This is a genomic window from Paenibacillus sp. Y916 (assembly GCF_056786435.1).
This window is the reverse complement of sequence record NZ_JBXCJA010000003.1, coordinates 396,566-421,674: the sequence shown is the minus strand read 5'-3', so window position 1 is coordinate 421,674 and position 25,109 is coordinate 396,566. Positions and strand designations below refer to the sequence as shown.

Sequence of the window (25,109 nt, the reverse complement as noted above, 5' to 3'; positions counted from 1 at the left end):
GCTAAGCCCTGTTCGGTAGCGTCCGGTTCTAACTGAAATTGAAGTTGAGAACAAAACCTATAAAGTTTATATTGAAACTGATAGATCTGTAAGTTATCGTACCTATCGTGTATGAATTACTAATAAAATTCAGCAAACCTAAAGTACTTAATTAAGATACCCATAATGACTATTGCATCAACAATAGGACGTACACCCATTTACTTCTGAAATGGGCGTATGTCCTTTTTCTTATAGTATGGGAAAGAGGAATAGCAGTGGAAATATAAGATACACAAGTAGAAACGGGTGCCTTAAAGCGATACTTCGTATCGCTTTAAGGCACCCGTTTCAGCGGAAATTTAAGAAATATAGTATCGAGTGAAACTTATACTTTCCTATATACCAAAAAAGCCGACTCCTGTTCACGCTTGAGGAATCAGCTTAAAGCTATCTTCATATATTTAATGGTCAAAGATGCCTTCTCAAGCAACTTCTACTAGGCAAGTTCCTCTCTCCATACACGTAACATAGCCATATCATACGGTATAAAGTCCTTCAGAATACTTCCAATAGCGGTATACATCGGACTTTGTGCTAGACACATTAAATCTTCACCGAAGGTTGGAATCCACTTCACTAGATGTTCCTCTAAGAACTGAATCTGATCATCAATTAATTCTAGTTGTGCCGTCCTGATTCGTCGATCATCTGATGCTCGTTCAGCAAGAATAGCCATGTACTCAAGCTCAAGCGAAATATTATCGTCCTGTTCATGGTTCAATTTATTGAATGCAATACCTGACTGAACGTAAATCTCACGAACGTCAGCAGTACAGTCCACATCCTTCTCACTCAACCTACTCACATAATCGCTTTCACATAGCGATGGGAATATGGGACGCATACAGTGAAATAAACGTTGGTACTCTGCCTTCTCCAATTCACAAACCTTTGCAAGTTGACCTGGCATAATATCGGATAAGTAACTCTTCAACAGTTGACCGCCTTCTGTTAACAGAATTTCCTCCCTAGTAACTATATGCTGTCGCCATTGTGCAACGAGTGACAAGTTTGGCGGACTCCCCAAGAAATCTATAAGCAATTGATATACCCAGCCTCTACCTTGCTTCCAGCGTACACATTCCTCAGTATCCTTAACAAGTTCCATGGTTAGTAACACAGAGTTCAACCCCCTTTATGTCCTAGCAATGAGTCGAGACGATACAATAAACATCATATATTTGTTCTTTTAAAGGTAGCGCTTTCTTATATATTCATAATACATCAAATGTTAGATATCTCATGTGACATTCTTCACGATATTATAACCATTTCTTTTTACTAGGAGAACCAACTAAGTCACCTTTTTTCAAAGATGGACCCGTCTCGAGGGATATATAAGAAATATCGTATTCTGTGAAACTTATACTTTTTTATATTTCGCAAAAAAAATGACTTCCATCAGCGATGGAAATCATATCAATTGAAATTCCGGCATACGATTACTAGGGGGAATCGTCACCTTATAAATATATAATAACTTATTTTGTAAGCGCTTACCAGTCCTTTTTATTTCTTTCCCTCCTTTTTTGCACTAAATGATGAATTTATGCTGATATGGAAATTTGTTGGTTTGAATCCCTTTTCAACACATGTTAAAGTGGAATGGTTGATCTAAACACCATAAATAACCATTAACAATTCGTATTTAGGATGATCTTTGGTTAAGCCAAGTATAATAGGGCTCAACTATTCCTCCTATGGAAAGGAATGTACATATTGAATGAACCCATAGAAACCAAATCTTCCTTAACGTCACTTAGACTTTTCAATTTCTTCCTATATGGCTCCATGGTGCTCTTTACTAGCTTTTTTCAACTTTATCTTCATGATGTCGGCATGACGAAATTTGAAATTGGTAGTCTAATGGCTCTCGGGCCCTTCGTCTCTTTGTTTGCTAATCCCTTTTGGAGAAGCTGGGGTGACCGCTTGCATAATATGAGACGTATTATCGTCATTATGATGAGTGGAAGCGTGTTGCTGATACAGTTTGTTTTTCAAGCTGATAGCTATCCTATGGTGTATTTAACAATGACCTTATTCTTTTTCTTTCAGACACCTCTCTTCTCTCATAGTAACAGTCTTATACTAGGATATATTCAGGATACACCTCATAAATTTGGTAGTTTCCGCATATGGGGGTCTATCGGTTGGGCAGTAACCGCCATTGCAGCAGGACAAATCCTTGACTCGACGGGGATATCACGAGTATCAACCCTATTTACTGCTCTTCTTATCTTGACCATTGGGATGGTAATGCTTCTTCCACCCTTGCATCGTTCTTCCTACACTCCAAAGTTAAATCTTAAAGGATTTGCAGCGATCATGACTAATCCATACTTTCTTTTCTTTATCCTTTTGGGTGTTCTAGTATCTGTTCCGAATGCTATGAATAATACATTTATGTCATTATATATAACGGAAATTGGTGGATCTAAACGAATTGTTGGATTAGCAGTATTCCTGTCTTCTTTGTTTGAAATGGGGATGTTCTTCTTGTTTGATCGTTTCATGAAACGTAAAATATCATGGCTATTCGGTTGCCTTGCCTTAGTAAGTCTGCTTTTCAGTCTGCGTTGGCTTCTCATGGCTGAGGCTACAGTTCCGTTAGAAGTCGCTGCCATTCAGATTCTGCACTGTGTGACATTCGGTGGATTCTTCTACGTGGGTACCCAGCTTACGATGCTGTTGATCCCTCGTCCTTTTCGTGCAACGGGCCAAGCCGTATATACTCTCTCATGGAGTGGTCTCTCAGGCGTGATTGGTGGATTTGTTGGAGGGTGGTTATTTCAAAGCTTTGGTGCAGAAGCCATGTATAAGACGGGTATGCTATTCTCCTTAATCGGCGCCGCTGGCTTTGCGCAGATCTGGTCACTCATTCGAAAACATGGTTATAAATTACCTGGTACAACTCACGAAGGGGAACCTGACGAGGATCCACTCTATTAGAGGAAGTTCAAAAGGGCATCTTTTGATCACGAGGTTAGTGAGAGGCGTATTCAACATCGAATATTGAATTCAGCCGGTCATTCTTAGTCAATAAACAAGCCCGCAGATACATCACTGCGGGCTTGTTTATACTTGTTAAGTTGTTGTCTTTATTTCGTTATTGGAAATGAACTTTTGAGTGAAACGACGCGATTAAATACCGGATGTCCTGGCGTCGAGTACTTAGAGTCTACGTTAAAGTATCCATGTCGGAAAAATTGGAACTTATCCTGAGCAACTACATCTCTCATACCAGGTTCTATATAGCCTTGGATAATTTCCATCGAATTCGGATTGATTTGATCAAGGAACGTCTTCTCTTGGGTCTCATCAATAGATTCTTCCGCTTCCTCATCCAATATAAGCGGCTCATACAAACGGAATTCAGCAGGAACAGCTTGAGTGGCCTCGACCCAATGGATCGTTCCCTTCACTTTGCGTCCAGTAAATCCACTTCCGCTCTTCGTCTCAACATCGTAGGTACAATGAATTTCGACAACATGACCTTCTTCATCCTTAATTACTTCATTGCATTTAATGAAATAGGCATTCTTTAATCTAACTTCATTACCAGGAAATAATCGGAAGTATTTGTTCGGTGGATTCTCCATGAAGTCCTCTTGCTCAATATATATTTCCCGAGAGAATGGAATTTGACGATTACCCATTTCAGGATTCTCGCTATTATTCTCCGCTTCCAGTAGCTCTACTTGATCCTCTGGATAGTTGGTAATTACGACTTTGAGTGGATTCAATACTGCCATCGTACGTGGTGCTTTCAGCTTCAGATCTTCGCGGACAAAATGCTCCATCATTTGTCGATCTACGACACCTTGGCTCTTAGAGATACCCGTCTCATAAATAAAGCTACGGATCGCCTCAGGAGTGTATCCCAGACGACGCAAGCCCGAGATCGTCGGCATCCGTGGATCGTCCCAGCCATCCACATGATGCTGATCTACAAGTAACTTCAGCTTCCGTTTACTCGTTAGAGTCTGCCCCACGTTCAGACGACCGAATTCGTATTGATGAGGAATATTCGGCATTTCACATTCTGTTACAACCCAATCATAGAAAGGACGTTGATCTTCAAATTCCAACGAACAAAGGGAGTGTGTTATAGCTTCAATAGCATCTTCTAATGGATGAGCGAAAGTATACATCGGATAGATACACCATTTATCCCCTGTATTATGATGATGAGTGTGAGAAATACGGTAGATCACCGGATCACGCAAGTTTATATTAGGTGACGACATATCAATTTTGGCACGTAATACTTTTGCACCATCACTAAATTCGCCTGCGCGCATCCCTTCAAACATAGCCAAATTCTCTTCCACACTACGATCGCGATAAGGACTATTACTCCCAGGTTCCGTCAATGTTCCACGAGTCTCCCGAATTTGATCGGCACTGAGATCATCAATGTAGGCTTTGCCTTTCTTGATCAAGATGACTGCACGATCATACATCTCATCGAAATAGTCTGAGGCGAAACGTAACTCGTCCCACTCATATCCGAGCCACTTCACATCTTCCTGAATGGATTTCACATATTCTGTATCCTCTTTAATCGGGTTGGTATCATCGAATCGTAGATTCGTCTTCCCGCCAAACTCAGCTGCTAAAGTAAAGCTAATCCAGATCGCTTTAGCATGTCCGATATGTAAATACCCGTTAGGTTCTGGTGGAAAACGCGTCAAAATTTCCTTCACCTTACCGGATTTCAGATCATCCGTAATAATAGTCTTAATAAAATTGGGAGGTGTACTTGGGTTCTCCATTACAATCAACCTTTCATCCTTGAGTTTTCTGTCTCGTCCTTTATACACTAGCTTCATACAAATATACCTGTTATATGCGTATTGTTCAATCATGACACCTTGATACATTCCTTGAAAGCATATGCTAAGAGCGGTCGAATTCATTCTTCGATCACGAAGTATTGACTTCCTATTACAATAGGTACCCCATCAGAATATCATCTACATACCTTCCGCCCACATGGAATTCGTTAACAAGCCGACCTTCTCTAACAAATCCACATTTATCATAAAACTCCAAAGCAGCCGAATTAGAAGCCAGAACTCGCAAACTAAGCTTCTTCATCCCCTGTTCAGTTGCCCATTCCTTTACCGTTTCCATCAGCCTTGTTCCAACTCCCCCATGCTGATATTGTGGGTGAACGGCTATATTAATCTCATATACATGGCGATTACTTTTAATCAATGTGGGATAGCGAAAGCCAACATAACCACAAAGTCTTTGATCAATGAAGGCTACAAACTGCGAACCAGGTTGGCAATGTCGTAGGAAGTCCTCGCGAGAAGTCCAATTTAATGGTTCCGGAGAGCTATAATCATCCCATACAACAGCGTCTAAATCCATAATCTGCTGCGCATCTTTCATTTCTGAAAGGCGGATCGTTAACATTTGTTCATTAAGCTTCATCTTTTTCACCTCTTTTCAAAACCTTACTTCCGAAACTAGACCGCTACTGGCCAGCATCTCAAAATTATTATCGTTGATTCTATCATAAGTCCCCTGCAATTATTGTGCAAAGTCTAAAACAAGTACCATATCTACAACTATTTCATCGCCGTCACTATCCTCGCTAACGTCAACATCGATCATTCAGTATCCGTCTCAGACGAATTATAAGAAATAGGGTATCCAATCTCTTCTATTTAAATAAAAGAACTACAGTATAAGCTCAATTTCATACTGTAGTCCTTTTATTATGTGTTCCCTAAGCATGCTTACGCAGTGCATTTACTTGTGAAGATTGAACTTTATGTGCTACTGGGACTACTTGAGGATCACGTAGATAGGCCACCCAATACGCAAGAGCAACGAAAATTGCCCCACCGGTTAAATTACCTAGCCACACAGGAACGAAATTCATTACATATTCTCCCCAAGAATAGTAACCTGCAAAGATAGCCGCCGGGATCAGGAACATATTCGCGACAACGTGTTGAAAGCCTATAGCCACAAAAGCCATCGTCGGGAACCAAATTCCCATGATTTTCCCACTCATACTATCCGCTCCATAGGACAGCCATACAGCTAATGCCACTAACCAGTTACAACCGATCCCCGAAACAAATGCCTGAAGGAATGTCACGTCTAACTTGTGCCCTGCCATTTCCACCACTTTCTCTAAATACATGCCCGTTTCCGTTAAACCAACGATATGTCCGAAGAAGTAAGCAACGAATACAGCTCCTATAAAGTTACTCAATGTGATCAATATAAGGTTCTTAAATGTCTCTCTTGTAGAAATCTTCTTCGCTATACGCGCTAAAGGCACTGCCATCATATTCCCCGTTAGTAATTCCCCACCAGCTAAAAGTACAAGTATGAGTCCTACAGGAAACACCGCTGCTCCAATCAAATTAGAAAGAGAACTCCATTCTTCTGAAGTTCCTGCAGTAACACGAATATCCAGTAAATATCCTAGCGCAATAAATGCGCCTCCCAAGAAACCAAGAACAAGTACCGTCGAAAGTCGATTATGTGCCTTCTTCGTCCCGCTCTCTACTGTTACTTCAGCAATTTGCTGAGGTTTATAATAGGTCATGATCCTATCCCCTATTCCTTTTGATGTTAAAGTGATATATCAAGTCCATTAGTTAAAATTTAAAATGAAAATAAGTTAATGATAAATGATTTGTTAATCATATCATTTCTGAAATACCATTAAAATGATCTAAGTTACAGAAAATTATGAAACTTGCATTCGCAGGGTTTGTTCCATCTTTTTCATCTATATTTATAACTGTTTATTGTAAGGAAAAAAATGGGATTCACTATGCGTGAAAAAAATAACGGGAACCCTTATATATTCACGGATTTTCCATATTTAAATTTACTTAAATTTGTGATATATCTAATAGTTACTACTCATAAGCCATGATTAAATAGGGGTTAATGATATTTCATAATTATAGAGGAGAGAATACGTCATGAAGACAAAAAACCGCTGGTTAATTGCCTGCTCTGCAATTGCCATACATTTATCCATTGGTTCTACTTATGCCTACAGTGTATTTAAAAATCCGCTGTCTGAAAAATTAGGTTGGGAAGGGACACAGGTTGCCTTCTCATTTACAATTGCCATATTCTTCTTAGGTTTATCAGCTGCAACCTTTGGCCAATTTGTTGAAAAGAAGGGCCCAAAAGTGTCCGCCATGCTCGCAGCTTGTTTATTCACTGCGGGTCTGATTGGTAGTGGAATTGCAATATCTGCTGGATCTCTAATCGGATTCTATTTGACCTATGGAGTACTTGGCGGAATGGGATTAGGGATTGGGTATATCTCTCCCGTGTCTACCTTAGTTAAATGGTTCCCAGATAGAAGAGGATTAGCTACAGGTATGGCTGTTATGGGTTTTGGAGCAGGTGCCTTAATTGCAAGTCCTGTTGCAGCTAAATTAATCGTGTCGGTAGGTCTTTCTAACACTTTCTTTATCTTGGGGGCATGTTACGCCGTCCTTATGTTCTTAGGAGCATCTTACATTAGTAAGCCACCAGAAGGCTGGATGCCAGATTCAATGAAACAAGCAGTAAAGGAAAAACCGATTGTTGTCAAACAGGATCTAGCTCAATTGACAGCAACGGAATCGATCAAGACTTCTCGCTTTTGGTTACTATGGTTTATGATGTTCGTTAATATATCAGCAGGTATTATGCTTATATCCGTCGCTTCTCCTATGGCTCAGAATAAAGTGAGTATGACACCCATCGCAGCTGCTGCAATGGTTGGAATTATGGGGTTATTTAACGGTGGAGGCCGAATTGCATGGGCCGCACTTTCCGACTATTTAGGCCGATCAAACATATTTGTAGCATTCTTTGCAGTTCAACTTATTGCATTTCTCATTCTTCCTAACGTATCCAATCAGTTTGCCTTTGAAGCCTTAATATTCCTGATCATTACTATGTATGGCGGCGGATTCTCCATGCTACCTGCCTTTATCGGTGATCTGTTCGGAACGAAGCAACTGAGTGCAATACATGGTTATCTTCTCACTGCCTGGTCTATGGCTGGGATTGCAGGACCGCTAGTTGTAGCATATATTTTCGACACAACGAACAGCTATAATCAAGCCTTCTATATATTTGCAATCATGCTAGGTTTTGCTCTATTCGCTTCAATAGCAATGAAATTAAATATTCATAAAATCCAAGCCGGTAAACTAGATCAACCGAAACAAACGACTAAGGCATCTGCCTAATAACCGAACGGATAACGAATATATAAAAAAGCGCCCTGGTGATAGAAAATGACCAGGGCGCTTTTGTTTGACTACGTACTTTGCTATACGTCGTAGTTAACAATATAGTGTTGCATGTCTGAATTATAATGACCCACGCTGTATTCAATTAACCTGCCATTGGCATCGTAGGAATAACGTAGACGTTTGAGCATCGCTGTTCCTGCTGGAACAGACAGCCATTCTTCTATCTCAGCGGTTGCAGCTGCTACAGTGAAATGATCTCCTTCTCAAGAGCGTGTCGATGACTGCCGTAGCTATAAGCGGTATCTGCTGCAATGGCGTTGGGGCGAACGTGATGTTCGTGACAGACCGCTTCAATAAGTTCAAGCAAGCGTTGACCATCGTCTTCATTACCTGCAATCGGTTCAGCATCGAGGACCAACCAGGAGTCAGCCTCAAGTACAACCTGTATTTAATCGCCCAGAAATGGCGCATGTTTGTTTTTGTAACCGGCTCGCACATCAGGATCTATTGCGCTTACCAATCGATCCTTCGGACGGTCTTTACGCGCTTTCTTCTTATACACGGTATCCGAATCATCAGATGAATCGGCATAGGTATTTTCATTCAGGATGCGGTAAAGGAAAGCCTGAAGCTCCAATGATACGAGTTGACGTTTAGAATCTACCCATGACCAAAACAGAGGTTGAATCGTCTCATTTTCAAATCCATAGAGTACATTATAGGCAAGGATGACCAGCTTGCTAAAGGCCACTTCCAGTTCTGCCTGTGTCGGCTTGCTAGGCAGTTTCGGTTTTAATTCTTCTACATCGCACACGGAAATGAACCGGTTATACAATGAGCGGTTAGAAAGATTGTAATAACGCTGTACGATGTGAAGCTTCAGTTTGAGAGAAGGGGCATAAGGTCTAGCACCACGGGAAGTGTATAACGGTGCGCAAATGCGATCGGCAAAGCTGAAATCGAGCAGTTGTTCCGCGCGACTCCATATGGGATGAACAGGCAAAACCGAATACACCTCAATATCTCCAAATGAGAGCTGCTCAACCAGCTGTAATTAATCGACAGTCTCATAAGTACATCTAAAATCAACCCACTCCCTCTTAAGCTAACTTTAGTTGCATGGAGTACATCTAAATTACTGGAAACTCCACTTTTCAGCGTTATCGCCATTTTTAACTGTCCTTTTTACAACTAAATCTCCCTTCCCCTACTTTTCCTGCTAATTAAATGCATGGAGTACATCTAAATTCAGCCCAATCCCTCTGAAGCTAACTTTAGGTGCATGGAGTACATCTAATTTCAACACAATCCCTCTGAAGCTAACTTTAGGTGCATGGAGTACATCTAATTTACTGGAAACTCTACTTTTCAGCGTTTTCGCCATTTTTAACTGTAGTTTTGACAACTAATTCTCCCTTCCCCTACTTTTCCTGCTAATTAAATGCACTTTACGCATCTATTTGAGCCTCAGCTAAACTACCTTCATGCGTGAAGCATTATTCATCACTTTAACGTTGCCACTCTATGCAATTCCACTGATTTACATCCGGAATTTGAGATTATCCATGGAATATGGTGGGTCGAACGGGAAATCCTCAAAAATACATACACTTTCTATTATGTTAAAAAAAACAGTAAGCCAAAGGGAATCCCCATGACTTACTGTTTTTAAAAATATCAACCTTTTCATATCATTCTTAGACTAAAGCAGTCTCTTTCTTAGCGATAGCAGGCAATGCCTGTAAACCTGCGGTGTTCAAGAAATTCCAAGGCTTGTTATAATGCGGTTGGAAGAAGAAATCAATAAATCCAAGCTGATCAATGGTCATTCGGTTCTGGATGCATACCGAGATCGTATTAATCGATTGTGTCAGATCTACCTTCGACATCAGTTGGGCACCTAGAATACGACGCGAATCTTTTTCAAATACAACCTTCAAGGTTACATTCTCTGCATCAGGCATGAAATCCGGACGGTATTGATCGGTAATGGTCACCGTCTCTACTTGCAAGCCTTCTTCTTTGGCAGCTAATTCCGTCAACCCAGTAGCAGCGATGTTATCTTCATAAATTTTAATACCCGATGTACCCTGCGTTCCCATATAAGGAATGGTCTGTGCCATCAAGTTGCGAGCAACGAGCGTCCCCATCCGTACAGCATTCGTAGCTAGTGGTATATAGGCACTCTTACCAGTTGGGTTGTAACGAATCGCACAACTATCTCCCGCGGCGTAGACGTCCTTCTTGCTCGTCTGCATATAGTCATCAACGATGATCGCGCCGTTTGGAAGCATATCCACTTGCCCTTTCAGCAACTCCGTATTTGGACGGAAGCCTATGCACAGGATGACAAGGTCTGTCTCATACTCCCCTTGCGTTGTAATAACTTTATTCACATGACCATTCTTTCCTTCAAAAGCAGTCACCGTCTGGTTCAATGCAAGCTTGATGCCTTTATTCTGGAATGTCTCTTGAATAGCATCTGTGAATTCAGGATCCAAATATTTGTTAAGAATACGGTCGACACCGTCAATCAATGTCACTTCTTTACCATTCATTTGAAAAGCTTCTACGAGCTCGACTCCAATATAACCTGCGCCGACAACCGTTATACGTTTAGCTTGACTTGCTTTTTCGATAATCGTATTCGAGTGGTTATAGTTTTTACAAAGTAATATATTGTCCAACTCAATTCCTTCAAGCTTCGGAATAATCGGCCATGATCCCGTCGTCATAATTAATTTATCGTAAGTATCTTCAAATTGTTCACCACTGACCAAGTTGAGTACTGTGAGTTTCTTATTATCCGTATCTATACCTGTCACTTCATGACGCATATTTGTGTTGACTCCAAGCGTGGCTAATTGATCTGGGGAAGAGTAGAACAGTCCATGTGGATCTTTCACGACACCACCTACATATAACGCTATTCCACACGACAAGAAAGATATATTATCATTACGCTCATATACGGTAATTTCAGCTTCTGGGTATAATTGAGCGGTGTTTACAATGGCTGCGGTTCCGGCATGTGTACATCCTACGACGACTACTTTCATTATTTATTCCTCCTCCAAAATGGGGTGATCTATTTCTTGTTATGTTGTGAAATGTTTCACTTGATACTCCTTATTATAGTGTGATATTTTTCACATTGCAATAGAGTTTGATAAAGTTTTCACATTGTTCACATTTTCGACTTTACCACAACCACACCTTTTGCAGGATTAAAATAGAGGATTCCTTGTTCCAATGCGCCTTACCAGTGATTATTGTCATATCCAGAGTGTGAAACGTCTTTCACAGCAAACGCCTTTTATATAACGGATTGTTAAGCCATGTGCGACGGGATTTGAGCATCCGTTATGTTATTAACCTATACTCTAGAATTTGCTTTAGGCTCGAAACTTATGCATGGCTTACCTGATGAGGACAAAACCGTCTGGCTGGGCATACTATTCGTTTTAAATCCGAATGCTCTGCACCCTTTAGGGTATTGAGGATCCCATGTAACATAGAAATGCTGACATTTCATACAATTGATACGTTCATTCTTAGTCATTTAAATTCTCCATTATGTAAGATGAATCTATTATACCATTAGGTACAAGGCAGCCTATTATACAAGCGGTTAATTGGGTACAATTAACATAGAATATAATTAGAGGGGAAGTAGATGATATGAAAATCAAATACCATGGACATTCATGCGTTCAAATTTTTACAGGGGGGAAATCCCTAATTATTGATCCATTCCTACGTGGCAACGAAATGGCCGTTACAACACCAGAAGAAATTAAGACCGATGCCGTGTTATTAACACATGCACATATGGATCACATTCTAGACGCAGAACCGATCGCCAAAGCAAATGATATTCCAGTGGTGGCTAATGTAGAGCTCGCAACGTATATGTCCTGGAAAGGTGTACAAACGATTGATATGAACATTGGAGGTACCATTGATCTAGGATTTGCTAAAGCAAAAATGATTCAAGCTTTTCACAGTTCAGGTATCGTATTAGATGACGAACAACGGATTATGTATGCAGGAATGCCAGGTGGCTATATTATATTCGCAGAGGGTCTTACGATTCTTCATGCAGGCGACACAAGTCTCTTCGGGGATATGCGAATGTTCGGGGAGCTTTATGACATTGATGTGGTCTTCATCCCCATCGGAGATAGATACACTATGGGTGTTGAAGATGCTCTACATGCTGCGGAATGGTATAACGCCAAGATGACGGTGCCTATTCATTACAACACCTTCCCGCTCATTCAGCAGGATTCACACGCATTTGTTCATTCACTGAAGGATAAGGGATTGCGTGGACAAGTTCTAGCTCCTGGTGAACAACTTGAAGTTTCGAGCAACGGTAATCTATTGTAGGGCCGATGTCCCTACCTCCCGCCCCCTCACTTCACTAGCCGTCACCAATAGTTGTCAATTGTACACCTAAATTTGGTGAAATCCCGCTAATGTTAACTTTAGTTGCATGGAGTACATTTAATTACTGGAAAACTATCACTTATCACCATTTCCCTTATTTTAAATGTACTTTTGCAACTACTCCTCTCTAACCCATCTTTACCTCTGAAATAAGTGCTCTTTCTTCAACTACTCCATCCTCATCTGTCTATCTGGAATTTGAGATCACGAATATGACTTATACTTTCTCGTATATGATAAGAAAAAAGGCTTATATCCCCAGGCACTTCCTAGGATATAAACCTTTCATTTATGAAACAGATTGATTACCAAGTCCTGTCGTATCTGGCTTGACAACCCATCATATACTAATCTCAGAACAATCCGTTAATAACACCCTGCTCATCCAAGGCGATCTGCTCAGCTGCAGGTGACTTAGGTAGGCCTGGCATGGTCACGATGTTCCCCGTATGAACGACGACAAACCCTGCTCCGGCTGATAAGGAGATATCTCTAATATGGATCGTAAACCCTTCAGGTGCTCCCAGTAAGCGCGGCTGATCCGAGAAGGAATACGGTGTCTTCGCCATACATACAGGTAAGTTCCCGTACCCCAGTCGATCTATCTCCGCAAGACCCCGCTGAGCGGCTGGTGAGTAAGAAACATCTTGTCCACGATAGATCTCCTTCACCACCTTCTCAATCTTCGCACGAATATTTAATTCCAGTTCATATAGTGGTGCAAAGGTCGTCATCTCACGGTCCAGAATCTCAACCAACTTCTCCGCTAACTTCCGTCCACCTACACTTCCTTCTGCCCATACCGTGGAGGTCTCTACCATTACCCCAAGCTTGCAACAACGCTCCTTCACTAGTTCTATTTCCTCGGATGTATCTTCTGCATATTGATTAATAGCAACCATGACAGGAACTCCGAATTTGCTAAGGTTCTCGATATGTCTCTCCATATTGACTAGCCCTAACTTGAGCGCCTCTGAATTTGCATAGTCTAACTCTCTATTCGGAACTCCGCCATTATACTTAAGTGCCTTCACTGTAACGACAAGTACTGCTGCTGCCGGAGCAAGACCCGCTTGACGACATTTGATATCAAAAAACTTCTCAGCACCTAGATCAGCTCCAAATCCAGCCTCTGTTACAATAATTCGGGCTAACTTCAAAGCTAATCGGGTTCCGACTACGCTGCTACAACCATGAGCTATATTGGCAAAAGGTCCCCCATGCACCATCACCGGAGTGCCCTCTAATGTCTGCACAAGATTCGGCTTAATCGCTTCCTTGAGCAGAACGACCATCGCTTCGACCGCTCCCAACTGATCCGCTGTCACAGCCTCTCCCTCTTCGTTATAACCAATTAACATTCTACCGAGTCTACCCCTAAGATCAGACAAATCTTCACTCAGACAAAGAATGGCCATCACTTCCGAAGCCGTCGTAATAAGAAAACCAGACTCTCTCGCATTTCCGTTCCCGCTTCCAAGCCCAGTCACGATACTACGTAAGCTCCGATCATTCATATCCATCGCTCGTTTCCAAACAATCCGCCCTGGATTCAAGCGGAGGACATTCCCATGAAACAGGTGATTATCAATCATCGCGGACAACAAATTATGCGCCGATGTCACAGCATGAATATCCCCTGTGAAATGAAGATTGATATCATCTGCTGGGACGATCTGGGCTTTGCCACTCCCCGTTGCTCCACCCTTCATTCCAAAACATGGACCGAGCGAAGGCTCTCTAAGCGAAGCGATCGTTGGCTCTCCTATCGCATTCAATGCCTGTGTTAGTCCTATCGTAGTTAATGTCTTTCCTTCACCTGCAGGTGTCGGATTCATAGCAGTCACAAGGACTAACTTACCATCTGAGCGATTCTTTACTTCTTCCCAAAGTGAGGGGTTTATTTTACATTTATATTTACCGTATAGTTCCAGATGGTCTTCTGCAATACCCATAGCTTGGGCAACTTCAATAATAGGCTTCATGCTGTTTTCGTAACCTCCAATAATCATTTCACTCATATATTTGATAAATCACATAACCATTATTGTACCCGAATAGTTCATGATATTATATATTATAACTCTCAATTCACATCTATTCTGTGCAAGAAAGGGGCCCAACGGTAAGATACCGTTAGGCCCCATATATGTGTCTACCTTATTCTCTAAACCTGTTAAAGTAATTTTTCAATATCCTGGGTCATCGTTTCTGGCGATGTCTTCGGTTCGAAGCGTCCAACTACTTTCCCCTCACGGTTCACTAAGAATTTAGTAAAGTTCCATTGAATATGGGCATCTTCACCCTCACCTGGTTGTTGTTCTTTCAAGTACTGAAATAGTGGATGTGTTCCTTCACCATTGACGTCCACCTTAGCGAAGATTGGGAAAGTTACACCAAAGTTCACCTGACAAAAATCTGCTGCCTCTTCACTGGTTCCTGGTTCCTGAGTCCCGAACTGATTACATGGGAATCCTAGAATTTCCAACCCTTGTTCATGGTACTCTGTGTACAACTTTTCAAGATCTCCATACTGTGGCGTTAATCCACACTTACTAGCTGTATTAGCGATAATGAGAACTTTACCTTTATATCGCTCCAATGACACCTCTTTGTTCGCAGGAGTAACTGCTGAAAACTCGTAAACTGACATATTGGGTACCCTCGCTTTCGTGAAATGAACAAATTGAACTTTACCTATTCAATCTATCCTTTTCATCATATAGGAAAAAAGCCATATTCCCAAATGAATGAGTCATATGACTTACGAGAATATTAACGGGATGCTACCGCCGCTTCGATTTCTGCCTTCTTAACCTCTCTTTGTTCACGGGTAAGTTTAGGACACACGTAGCAATAGGTGCACTCACCAATCCGATACGCTTGACAACATGCAGGTCTAATCCAATATGGCTCAGATGGGTTATACGGGTTATCAATCTCTCTAAACTTCATCTCGAAGGGATTCCGTTTACGTTTAAAAGTCTCTGGTGACATCTCGTTTCTTATGTACAGATAATCCTCATCAATACGGAGTTGATCTACCTCATCTGTTACCATAGAATGCATCTTCTGTGTAAAACTCCACAACGTCAGAGGCAATTGCCCCCATAGCTGACCCAACGGAGCACTTCCTGCATTCGCCATACTCTCCATCAATGGAGTGACTGTAGTGCCATAGAATCTCTCTAATGTAAGGTTACGAAAGCGTTCATGCTGACCTGCATCAGGCACATATTCTGTAGCATCATTTAGTTGAAAGCAAATGTTGGCATATCCATTCCTCATCAGAATGTGAACCGTTAAATTCTCTATGGATAAATCGACTTGTCTACTACACAAGGAAACCATATATTGTTGGGCCATTGTCAATCCTCTAATCCAATTTGCAAAAAAGGTTGCAGCGGCATTTAAATCCTGCGCTTTAATTATATCTCCATAAGTTTCCAGGAAAAGACGAGCCACACTAGGATCCGTGAGCTCCACAGCAGACTTCGTGAGTACAACTTCAGGAGGAGCAATCGTTGTAATGTTTCCATGCTGCTCAAGTAATGTATAGTCGATCTGCAACACATTTATCCCCTCCTATTAGAGATACCTTACAAATCCAGTTCATTTAGTTACCTGAAGCTTTGCGAATGTCATTCGTGCGAAGATCATCCTTCAATATTTCTGTCTTTTGAAGAGTGGAACGGTTCATATGCTCAGCTCCCATCGACTGACCAACAAGTGCATATGGAAGACAAAGTGGAAGCCCTGAGCGTGGATCCACAACAATATCAGCTTCAATTCCGAATACCTCTCGCAATACATCTGCTGTCATGACCTCTACAGGCGAGCCAGATGCCACCGCTTTACCCTGCTTAATAGCAATCATATGATGGGCATATCGAGAAGCATGATTTAAATCATGCACAACCATCACTATCGTACGTTTGGCTGTACGGTTCAAATCCTCCAATAAGTGAAGTACTTCCAACTGGTGAGCCATATCTAGAAATGTTGTCGGTTCATCTAAAAATAATATATCCGTATCTTGAGCCAATGACATCGCAATCCATGCACGTTGACGTTGACCACCTGACAAGTGATCAATCGGACGATCATGAAATTCAGTCATCCCAGTCACTTCTATAGCCCATTGAACCATTTCCTTATCTTCTGGCTTAAGAGAACCGAACCCCTTCTGATATGGGAATCGACCAAAGGATATAAGTTCCGCTACGGTCAGACCCTCTGGAGCCGTTGGATTCTGCGGTAGAATAGCCATTTGCTTAGCAACTTCTCGTGTAGACTGTTTATGAATAGACTTACCATCTAGCAGAACACTTCCACCCTTAGGTTGCATGATCCGCGCCATGGCTTTAAGTATCGTTGATTTACCTGAGCCGTTGGCCCCGACAAGTGCTGTAATTTGCCCATCGGGAATTTGTATGTTCAAATCCTCTACAATGGTGCGATGCTCATATGCTATTTCCAATTGAACTGTATTTAGACGAAACAACTCTTCACCCTCTTCTTCCAAGGATATATCACTCAAAATATTTGATCCAAACATTTAACTTTCAATAACTATATGATATTGAGAATCATTATCGAAGTCAAGGTTTATTATATTAGTTACATACGAAGCGATAGATGACGATATATAATAAGTAAGACTACATCATTTGTATGGAATCATTCTCTCATCTTATTACAATACGGAGGAACTAACTTGGCAAATATTATCGTGGTTGATGATGCTTTATTTATGCGAATGATACTTAAGGAAATCATCTTGAATATGGGACACACTGTCATTGCAGAAGCAGAAGATGGATATGAAGCTATTCTGAAATATTCTGAACTGCGTCCAGACCTAGTCACAATGGATATCAACATGCCTAAAATGAGCGGGGTCTCGGCCCTCAAGGAAATCATTAATATTGATCCAAAAGCTAATATCCTGATCTGCTCTGCGCTAGGTCAACAGTCAATGATTACCGAAGCCATACGGGCAGGTGCCAAAGACTTTATCGTCAAACCTATTGAGGAACAGCGTGTCATAGGAGCTATTCAAAAGATTCTTAACGGTTAAGAGCTTGTTCGAAAAGTTGACCTTTCAAACAAGCTCGTTATGTGAAATTCCTTATCTTTAAGCCGTAGCTGCTCCTCTAACACATCATGTGATGACGCGAAGTTTTCACCTCATCCAAGATGTCGTAGTAGTAAGCATTATCAACTTTGTCGTAACCATAAAGAAGAACACCAGTCGGTGCCCTCGATGAAAGAGTTCTTATGGTGGTGGAATTAGAATGGACACATCCATAGTTATGGGTGGCATATGAACCTTTAGCTTCATCCACCCCCTACTTTTGTTCTATTCTGAGGGGCTTCTACTTCCCTATAAATCATCAACACCAACACTACTCATTGGTACCTCTTGCCTCCTTCAATCACCAATACTACTCATAGCCACCTCCTGCCTTCTTCAATCACCAATAGTTGTATAAAGAACACTTAAATTGGGCCAAATTCCCCTGGGACTAACTTTAGTTGCATTAGTACATCTAGTTACTGAAGAATTAGCACTTTTCATCGTATCCCCCACTTTTAACTGTTGTTTATGCAACTATTTCTCCCTCCCTTACATTTCCTTCTGAATTAAGTGTACTGTAGGCATCTATTAGACAGTATGGTTAACTATGAAGGGATTGGACCATTGAAAAGTTATATATGCTGGGATGTAAAGTCAAAAAAAGGAGAGAGGGAATCGAATCCCTCTCTCCTTCAATTAGGTTGGTACCTATTTCTTACGCGAATAGCCTTTACTTCCGCCACCACTGGAGCTTCGGCTAGAAGAACGCCCCGCCGATGAACCGTAGCCCCCGCGTGCTGCTCCGCCACGCGTTTCACTGCCGCGTGCTGCTCCGCCACGCGATTCACTACCGCGTGCTGCTCCGCCACGCGTTTCACTACCGCGTGCTGCTCCGCCACGCGATTCACTACCGCGTGCTGCTCCGCCACGCGTTTCACTGCCGCGTGCTGCGCCGCCACGCGATTCACTACCGCGTGCTGCGCCGCCACGCGATTCACTACCGCGTGCTGCTCCGCCACGCGTTTCACTACCGCGTGCTGCTCCGCCACGCGTTTCACTGCCGCGTGCTGCTCCGCCACGCGATTCACTGCCGCGTGCTGCTCCGCCACGCGATTCACTGCCGCGTGCTGCTCCGCCACGCGTTTCACTGCCGCGTGCTGCTCCGCCACGCGTTTCACTGCCGCGTGCTGCTCCGCCACGCGATTCACTACCGCGTGCTGCTCCGCCACGCGTTTCACTGCCGCGTGCTGCTCCGCCACGCGATTCACTACCGCGTGCTGCGCCGCCAATGCCAGCTCCGCCACTGCCGGCTTCGCCTCGGCGTCCAGTTCCACTGAGGGATTTGCCTCCGCGACCACCAGACTTACCGCGGGAACTAAGTTCGCCGTCGCGGCCACCTTTAGGTTTTTTCCCAGAGGAATTGAATGTGCTCATTTTCTTGAATTCAATCTTGCCATCATTATTCTCATAACGTAGCTTTTCAATATTATGATGAATTTCAAGCTCAATACGCTGAACTTCTGGCTTATCCTTAGGATCCGCTAATGTAATCGCAAGGCCTTTATCTCCTGCACGACCTGTACGACCAATCCGGTGGATATAACTATCAACATCATGAGGAATATCGTAGTTAAATACATGTGAAATACCTTCAACGTCCAATCCGCGTGCCGCTACATCTGTTGCAACTAGAATGTGTAACTTAGCCTCACGGAATTTACGCATCACGGATTCTCTTTTTGCTTGTGAAAGATCGCCATGAAGCTCGTCCGAATTATATCCTTTATCTCGCAGTGCCGTATTCAGTATCTTCGCACGACGTTTCGTACGACAGAACACCAGCGCCAAATAAGGATTATATTCATTAATCATAGTGATCAACGCATCTTGCTTGTTGCGGTCAGAACACTCGATAACCACTTGACGAATATTCTCGAGCGGCACCAGTGAATTCTCACCCTTAATAATAATATCTTCAGCATCCGTCGTATAAGCGCCAGCAATTCTTTTAATCTCAGAAGGCATTGTTGCTGAGAATAGCATCGTTTGGCGGCGATATGGAAGTGCTTGAATCAGCGTCTCAACATCGTTCAAGAAACCCATATGGAGCATTTGATCCGCTTCATCCAATACTAGCATTTTCACTCCACCAAGATCCAACGTACCGCGTCCTAGATGGTCCAACAAACGTCCCGGCGTACCTATGATGAGATGGCGTCCGCCCTCAAGCTTACGTAGCTGTTTCTCAACATCTTGTCCTCCATAAACTGCAAGGATTTTAACTTCTGTATGCCTAGTTAGCTTCCGTGCTTCTTCCGTAATTTGCAGTGCCAACTCCCGTGTTGGAGCCACAATCAGAGCTTGTGGAAATTGACGATCCGGATCAATCTTCATCAATATTGGCAACAAGAATGCTAGTGTCTTTCCTGTTCCCGTACGAGCTCGAGCGATGACATCTCTTCCTGCTAGTAGCAACGGAATCGCTTCATGTTGTACTGGTGTTGGTTCTGTTATACCTTGATTCTGAATAAGCTTATCTAACTCTGCCGTAATGCCTAACTTTTGAAATTTGGGCAAACTCTTCACCTCGTTCTATTTATTTTTAAACGAACTCTTCTTACTGTTCTTTATAAGTTACAACATATACAGATCACTTTCACAATTAGAAACGGCTGTGACTTCCTTATGGAGGAAGTTCAAAAAGTCATCTTTTGATCCCGAAGTATAATAAGAGGCGTATTCGACACCTTCATCCAATCTTCTCGGTGCTGAAAACCTAACTCTTTGAACTCGAACCTATATTAAGAAGTTTATACTTCCGATGCTAGCGATACTTCGTATCACTTTTTATATTGAACTTAACCCCCATTGTAACACGCTAGCACTCAAGTAGAAACGGCTTTGCCGTCATTTAAGACGACAAGGCCGTTTTCAATTAAACTTGAACTATAATATGGCTAATCACCCAACAAGTATTAACCTAGAATCTCCCTGATTTGATTATTCCATACAGTAACCATAGAAACATAAATAAAGCAACGGTGAACCCAATCCCAATCACAGGAAATTGCCACAATATCGACGATTGATTATTCATAGCAGCACCGATAATGAGTCCAGCCATAATAATACTGAATGCAAGTAAAACGATACTTATAGATAGCCTATTACTAACTTGATCAAGCTTATGCATCAACGCTTGAAGTTCAGGCACACTAATCTCAAGCTTCAATTTGCCTTTACTAATAAGAGATGACAATTGGCGAGCTTGTCCAGGAAGATCCAATACCCCTTCAAGCAAACCGCCTAATCCCCCAAATAATTTCTTCCTTAAGTTCTCTGTACTAAAGCGTTCCTTCGCAAGTTTCCTCCCAAAAGGTTCCGCCATATCAATAATACTTAAAGATGGGTCCAAACTTTCTACAACACCCTCTAGCGTCAGTAATGCCTTTCCAAGAAGTGTAAGGTCTGGAGGTATGATTATCTGATGTTGTCTAGCTACGCCAAATAGATCATTTAACGCCTTCCCCATACTAATCTCCGCAAAAGGGATATCATAATATGTTTCTTGCAATCGATCCAGGTCCGCTCGTAAAGCTGCTATCTCTCCCTCATCTGGAAATAAGCCCAGTTTGAGAATAGCACGAACCATACCCTCACTATTTTTACGCATCAATGCAATAATTAGAGCAGATAGATGCTCCTTCATCTCTGTACTTATCCGACCAACCATTCCGAAATCAATGAAGGCAATACTCCCATTCTTCCTAACTAAAATGTTACCTGGATGAGGATCACCATGAAAGAAACCCTCTATAAAAATCTGATGGAGCATTCCATTGGTAATACGTTCAGCGATCTCCTTCAGAACATAGCCTTTGTCTAGAAGTTCATCCTTATTCCTTACCATAATACCATCTATATATTCCATCGTAAGTACCCGCGAAGATGTAAGCTCCCAATAGATTTGAGGAATGTAGATATGGCGATTATTCTGGAATTGTAGTGCTATTTTCTCCGTATTTCGTGCTTCTTGACTGTAATCCAGCTCAGCTATCATAGACTTAGATAATTCCTGTACAATGCGGGTCAATTGATATTGCTTCGCCCATTCCCAGCGCTTCTCAATTACGATAGCTAGATCACTAATAATATCAAGATCCCGGCTGACCATTTTCACAACGCCTGGGCGCTGTATTTTAATAGCTACGGCTTCTCCACTTCTAAGCTTGCCCAAATGAACTTGTCCAATGGAAGCAGCTGCAATCGCTGTATCCTCGAACCAAGAGAAGGCCTCATCAATCGTTGTATCTAATTCTTGACTAAGTATTCCCTTGGCCGTTTCTGATGAAAAAGAAGGGACCTGAGCTTGCAGCTTCACCAGCTCCTGAATGATCGGATCTGGAAGTAGGTCAGCTCGTGTACTTGCCAATTGACCCAACTTAATAAAGGTCGGCCCCAAATCCTCTAAAACATGCCGAATCCTCTCTCCTAGCGTCTTAGTCTCCAACGATTCATGTGTAATCCAGCGCCGTGGGAGCGTAAGGAATTGGAATAGTTCAATTTCCTCCACCATATAACCAAAACCATGGCGTATCAACGCCATGGCAATTTCTCGATAACGTCCGGTATGTCTAATACGTATAGCCATTATTCAGCCTTCGGTGATTCCAGCTCCGCAATTCGGTTCTCCAAGGCAGCAATCCGTTGCTCTAAACCAGCCACATCACTCTCTGTAGGTACATGAAGTTCTTTCAGAATACGGTCTACCTGCTCATGTATGACGTTTTTGATCTGACCTTGTTCTTCCTCTCCCCGTTCAATAAGTCGGTTCACCAACGCCTTCGACTCATCGGGTGCAAGTTCACCACGGGTTACAAGTTCTTCTACGATCTTCTCAACCTTCTCCTTGCTCACCACAGTTAGACCCAAACCTAAAGATATAGCTTTCTTAAATAGATCACTCATAACTTATTACCTCCCGATGGCTACTAACAGCCTTATTATACTCTGAAAAGACTTCCTACTATAAAGGATGTTCAAAAAATCAGATTTTGATCACGACGTATACCAAGAAGTGTACTCGACATCGAAGATTGAATTCAGCCGGTCCTTCCGGTGCTCACGTAGGTACTGCCTACGCTACGCTCCGCTCCTCACTCCCTATCTTCATTCAATCTTCTCGGTGCTGAAAATCTAACTTTTTGAACTCTCACTAAAAATAAGGATGTTCAAAAAGTCAGATTGTGATCACGTTGTATAACAAGAAGCGTATTCGACATCGAATATTACCAAGAAGTGTACTCGGCCTTAACGAGAAGTCCACTCGGCTGCTTGAAGAATAAACTTCCGTAATTCAGGTTGTTTAAATGTAGGTTCATGGTGTCCAGGCATCAAGAATGTTACACGTCCTAGCCCGTAAGTAAGGCTCCATGCAGCTGGGTACCATTGGTCATCCATCTGATACTCTAATAGAATCTGCTTCTCCGTAAATGGATTGAATTCAAATTGATGAGGTTCTTCTTCTATTGTAAAAGGTTCTATTCCTTCTATAATTGTATGGTCATTTCCACTTGTGCGGAAAGTAAGAGATTGATATGGCGGGTGTCCGGTGAACTTCCCACCTATTAATTGAGCTAATTCGAAACGCCCATCAATAGATATGCCATTATGGATAACGAATAGACCCCCACCTTGACTAACATAAGACAGTAACCCAGCTGTTTGCTTAGGAGAGACTTTCTCATCCCATAGATCAATATAGGAAATGCAAAGATCGAATTGCTTAATATTGCTGTCCAATAACATATTCTTATTCTCACTGCATTGAACCGTCATCACATCGTTTAATATATGGCTAATCTGCGCATCCACCCCTTGTAGCGGATGAAACTTAGGATGTGTATAATCCCCAAGCAATAAACATTTTTTCGTTGTATTCATATTCATTTATTCCTCCTTAATTATTACCAGGAAAGTGATTGTCCCTTATAGTCCACAAAAACAGCACGCTCTCCTTTAAATTCATCATTTCTTAATAGAAGCTCCATAATATGCGATGCAGACTGAACTGGTGTTAATTCGCCTTGTTGATCGAGCTTCCCGTTCATATACGTCTGCACCCAGCCCAGATGAATGACATGCACCTGCCCACCTACATCCCTGATTCCATTATGGATCAATTGAGATTGCATATTCAATGCCGACTTGGACATGCAATAGGCAAACCAGCTATTCCGTTTAACATAACCAACTGAAGCGTATCTGGATATTGCTCCTTCAGTTTATCTAGGCATTTCATTTCTCCGAGATATTTACCTGCAAATACGTGCATCCCACGCTCCAACAATTCCCTAACCAGACTTAGACCTACACCTCTGTCTGCTCCAGTTACACACGCCGTTGTTACCATTCTCGTTACCCTACTTTAATCTAAATTAAGATGACTAAGCGGCTGTGCAGCGAAGTAACGTCCCAGTGCTACCATCATACTACCCATACGCTCTTCTTCCGGAATGACAACACGTTCAATTCCTTCGTCCAGTAGCGCTTGAGCTGTAACCTTACCTACGGCCACGGCCACAACAGGTCCTTCGAACGCCTTCCGCATTGCGGTCATTCCATCATGTTCACGAGCATACGCCATTAAGAAATGAAACTGTGGTGCACTAGTGAAGGTCACAGCATCCACATTGGCCTGCACAATATCTTCAAAGAGTTGCTCTAATTGACGTTCTTCTGGTGGCACATGACGATATGGTAATAATGATGTCGTTGTTACTCCCTGCTCTTCTAGCCACTTCGTAAGCTTTGGTGCGGATTCACCGTGTAGCTGTAGAATGACACTAGCCCCTTCAAGATGATGCGGTTTAAATGAACGAATCAGGCCTGCACTACTTCCATCATCATCTCTAACCGTAATCATTAGATCGCGTTTTTTCAAAGCATTCGCCGTCTTGTAACCACGAGCAGCTATGGATGATTTCGATAGTATTTCAAGAAACTCGTCTGCTACTCCCATATTCTCTGCCATATTAAATAGTGCTTCGAGACCTGTCCCCGTCGTGAAGATAACCCACTGCGGTGGATGCTCTATCCATGAAGTGATTCCCTCGCGAAGCTTCTCATCATCCAGATATACCGTTCCTTGCGCAGGACGAAGAAGCGATGATCCTCCCATGTTCTCCACTAATTTCGCCATTTCAGAAACTTTACGAGAAGCAGCTATGGCAATAACTTTGCCCTGCATATTCTGAGCCATTTATATTCTCTCCTTATCATCTCTAGTGAAAGTTACA

At 42.2% G+C, this 25,109-nt stretch carries 24 protein-coding genes; 4 read left to right on the top strand and 20 right to left on the bottom strand.

Features of this window, described 5'->3' with window-relative positions:
* Nucleotides 1–478: 478 nt before the first annotated feature.
* Nucleotides 479–1,162 carry a TorD/DmsD family molecular chaperone gene (locus AC1TO9_RS09935; protein ID WP_482059045.1) on the bottom strand — a complete coding sequence of 228 codons (684 nt, stop codon included), beginning with the start codon at nucleotides 1,160–1,162 and terminating at the stop codon, nucleotides 479–481.
* A gap of 590 nt (nucleotides 1,163–1,752) precedes the next feature.
* Here AC1TO9_RS09935 and AC1TO9_RS09930 point away from each other — a divergent pair.
* Nucleotides 1,753–2,991: an MFS transporter gene (locus AC1TO9_RS09930; protein WP_482056519.1), complete on the top strand. Its 1,239-nt coding sequence runs from the start codon at nucleotides 1,753–1,755 to the stop codon at nucleotides 2,989–2,991.
* 149 nt (nucleotides 2,992–3,140) lie between these two features.
* Here the strand turns inward: AC1TO9_RS09930 and AC1TO9_RS09925 are convergent, their stop codons facing one another.
* From AC1TO9_RS09925 to AC1TO9_RS09915, 3 genes are all read right to left on the bottom strand, one after another.
* On the bottom strand, nucleotides 3,141–4,817 hold the full coding sequence (locus AC1TO9_RS09925; RefSeq protein ID WP_482056657.1) for a glutamine--tRNA ligase/YqeY domain fusion protein: 1,677 nt from the start codon (nucleotides 4,815–4,817) through the stop codon (nucleotides 3,141–3,143).
* Between the two features lie 172 nt (nucleotides 4,818–4,989).
* A complete protein-coding gene (locus tag AC1TO9_RS09920; protein WP_482056518.1) occupies nucleotides 4,990–5,484 on the bottom strand; it encodes an N-acetyltransferase family protein in 495 nt (164 codons plus the stop codon).
* A 298-nt stretch (nucleotides 5,485–5,782) separates the two neighbouring features.
* Nucleotides 5,783–6,616 (bottom strand): formate/nitrite transporter family protein, encoded by an 834-nt coding sequence (locus AC1TO9_RS09915; protein WP_482056517.1) that lies wholly within the window; start codon nucleotides 6,614–6,616, stop codon nucleotides 5,783–5,785.
* Nucleotides 6,617–7,001: 385 nt separating this feature from the next.
* On the opposite strand from AC1TO9_RS09915, the gene AC1TO9_RS09910 reads away from it, so the two are divergent.
* Complete coding sequence (locus AC1TO9_RS09910; RefSeq protein WP_482056516.1) at nucleotides 7,002–8,273, top strand: L-lactate MFS transporter; 1,272 nt, start codon at nucleotides 7,002–7,004, stop codon at nucleotides 8,271–8,273.
* An 83-nt stretch (nucleotides 8,274–8,356) separates the two neighbouring features.
* On the opposite strand, the gene AC1TO9_RS09905 is transcribed toward AC1TO9_RS09910, so the two are convergent.
* From AC1TO9_RS09905 to AC1TO9_RS09885, 5 genes are all read right to left on the bottom strand, one after another.
* Complete coding sequence (locus AC1TO9_RS09905) at nucleotides 8,357–8,491, bottom strand: UTRA domain-containing protein (RefSeq protein ID WP_482056656.1); 135 nt, start codon at nucleotides 8,489–8,491, stop codon at nucleotides 8,357–8,359.
* 29 nt (nucleotides 8,492–8,520) lie between these two features.
* On the bottom strand, nucleotides 8,521–8,697 hold the full coding sequence (locus tag AC1TO9_RS09900) for a hypothetical protein (RefSeq protein ID WP_482059044.1): 177 nt from the start codon (nucleotides 8,695–8,697) through the stop codon (nucleotides 8,521–8,523).
* A 30-nt stretch (nucleotides 8,698–8,727) separates the two neighbouring features.
* The gene (locus AC1TO9_RS09895) at nucleotides 8,728–9,294 is read right to left on the bottom strand and encodes a transposase (RefSeq protein WP_482059043.1); all 567 of its coding nucleotides are present in this window, start codon (nucleotides 9,292–9,294) and stop codon (nucleotides 8,728–8,730) included.
* Nucleotides 9,295–9,498: 204 nt separating this feature from the next.
* Nucleotides 9,499–9,663, bottom strand: coding sequence for a hypothetical protein (locus tag AC1TO9_RS09890; protein ID WP_482059042.1), 165 nt, complete (start codon nucleotides 9,661–9,663; stop codon nucleotides 9,499–9,501).
* A 313-nt stretch (nucleotides 9,664–9,976) separates the two neighbouring features.
* A complete protein-coding gene (locus AC1TO9_RS09885; protein WP_482059041.1) occupies nucleotides 9,977–11,338 on the bottom strand; it encodes an FAD-dependent oxidoreductase in 1,362 nt (453 codons plus the stop codon).
* 622 nt (nucleotides 11,339–11,960) lie between these two features.
* Between AC1TO9_RS09885 and AC1TO9_RS09880 the strand changes: the two genes are divergently transcribed.
* The gene (locus AC1TO9_RS09880; protein WP_482059040.1) at nucleotides 11,961–12,671 is read left to right on the top strand and encodes a metal-dependent hydrolase; all 711 of its coding nucleotides are present in this window, start codon (nucleotides 11,961–11,963) and stop codon (nucleotides 12,669–12,671) included.
* Nucleotides 12,672–13,084: 413 nt separating this feature from the next.
* Here AC1TO9_RS09880 and AC1TO9_RS09875 read toward each other — a convergent pair whose 3' ends face one another.
* The 4 genes from AC1TO9_RS09875 to AC1TO9_RS09860 form a co-directional block, all read right to left on the bottom strand.
* Nucleotides 13,085–14,716, bottom strand: a complete 1,632-nt coding sequence (locus AC1TO9_RS09875) for a formate--tetrahydrofolate ligase (RefSeq protein ID WP_482059149.1) — start codon at nucleotides 14,714–14,716, stop codon at nucleotides 13,085–13,087.
* A gap of 191 nt (nucleotides 14,717–14,907) precedes the next feature.
* The gene (locus AC1TO9_RS09870; protein ID WP_482059039.1) at nucleotides 14,908–15,384 is read right to left on the bottom strand and encodes a glutathione peroxidase; all 477 of its coding nucleotides are present in this window, start codon (nucleotides 15,382–15,384) and stop codon (nucleotides 14,908–14,910) included.
* Nucleotides 15,385–15,506: 122 nt separating this feature from the next.
* Entirely contained in the window at nucleotides 15,507–16,304 is a 798-nt protein-coding gene (locus AC1TO9_RS09865) for a hypothetical protein (RefSeq protein WP_482056510.1), read from the bottom strand.
* Between the two features lie 43 nt (nucleotides 16,305–16,347).
* Complete coding sequence (locus tag AC1TO9_RS09860; RefSeq protein WP_482056655.1) at nucleotides 16,348–17,235, bottom strand: ABC transporter ATP-binding protein; 888 nt, start codon at nucleotides 17,233–17,235, stop codon at nucleotides 16,348–16,350.
* Nucleotides 17,236–17,448: 213 nt separating this feature from the next.
* On the opposite strand from AC1TO9_RS09860, the gene AC1TO9_RS09855 reads away from it, so the two are divergent.
* A complete protein-coding gene (locus tag AC1TO9_RS09855; RefSeq protein ID WP_482056509.1) occupies nucleotides 17,449–17,811 on the top strand; it encodes a response regulator in 363 nt (120 codons plus the stop codon).
* Between the two features lie 708 nt (nucleotides 17,812–18,519).
* Here the strand turns inward: AC1TO9_RS09855 and AC1TO9_RS09850 are convergent.
* From AC1TO9_RS09850 to AC1TO9_RS09820, 7 genes are all read right to left on the bottom strand, one after another.
* Entirely contained in the window at nucleotides 18,520–20,388 is a 1,869-nt protein-coding gene (locus AC1TO9_RS09850) for a DEAD/DEAH box helicase (RefSeq protein ID WP_482059038.1), read from the bottom strand.
* A 403-nt stretch (nucleotides 20,389–20,791) separates the two neighbouring features.
* Entirely contained in the window at nucleotides 20,792–22,462 is a 1,671-nt protein-coding gene (locus tag AC1TO9_RS09845) for an ABC1 kinase family protein (RefSeq protein WP_482059037.1), read from the bottom strand.
* On the bottom strand, nucleotides 22,462–22,779 hold the full coding sequence (locus AC1TO9_RS09840; protein WP_482056506.1) for a phasin family protein: 318 nt from the start codon (nucleotides 22,777–22,779) through the stop codon (nucleotides 22,462–22,464). Before AC1TO9_RS09840 ends, AC1TO9_RS09845 begins: the two co-directional genes overlap by 1 nt.
* Before the next feature lie 342 nt (nucleotides 22,780–23,121).
* Complete coding sequence (locus tag AC1TO9_RS09835; RefSeq protein ID WP_482056505.1) at nucleotides 23,122–23,754, bottom strand: ThuA domain-containing protein; 633 nt, start codon at nucleotides 23,752–23,754, stop codon at nucleotides 23,122–23,124.
* Nucleotides 23,755–23,777: 23 nt separating this feature from the next.
* Nucleotides 23,778–24,011 carry a hypothetical protein gene (locus AC1TO9_RS09830; protein WP_482056504.1) on the bottom strand — a complete coding sequence of 78 codons (234 nt, stop codon included), beginning with the start codon at nucleotides 24,009–24,011 and terminating at the stop codon, nucleotides 23,778–23,780.
* Nucleotides 24,008–24,223, bottom strand: a complete 216-nt coding sequence (locus tag AC1TO9_RS09825; RefSeq protein WP_482059036.1) for a hypothetical protein — start codon at nucleotides 24,221–24,223, stop codon at nucleotides 24,008–24,010. Before AC1TO9_RS09825 ends, AC1TO9_RS09830 begins: the two co-directional genes overlap by 4 nt.
* A 15-nt stretch (nucleotides 24,224–24,238) precedes the next feature.
* Entirely contained in the window at nucleotides 24,239–25,072 is an 834-nt protein-coding gene (locus AC1TO9_RS09820) for a uroporphyrinogen-III synthase (protein WP_482059035.1), read from the bottom strand.
* Nucleotides 25,073–25,109: the final 37 nt, after the last annotated feature.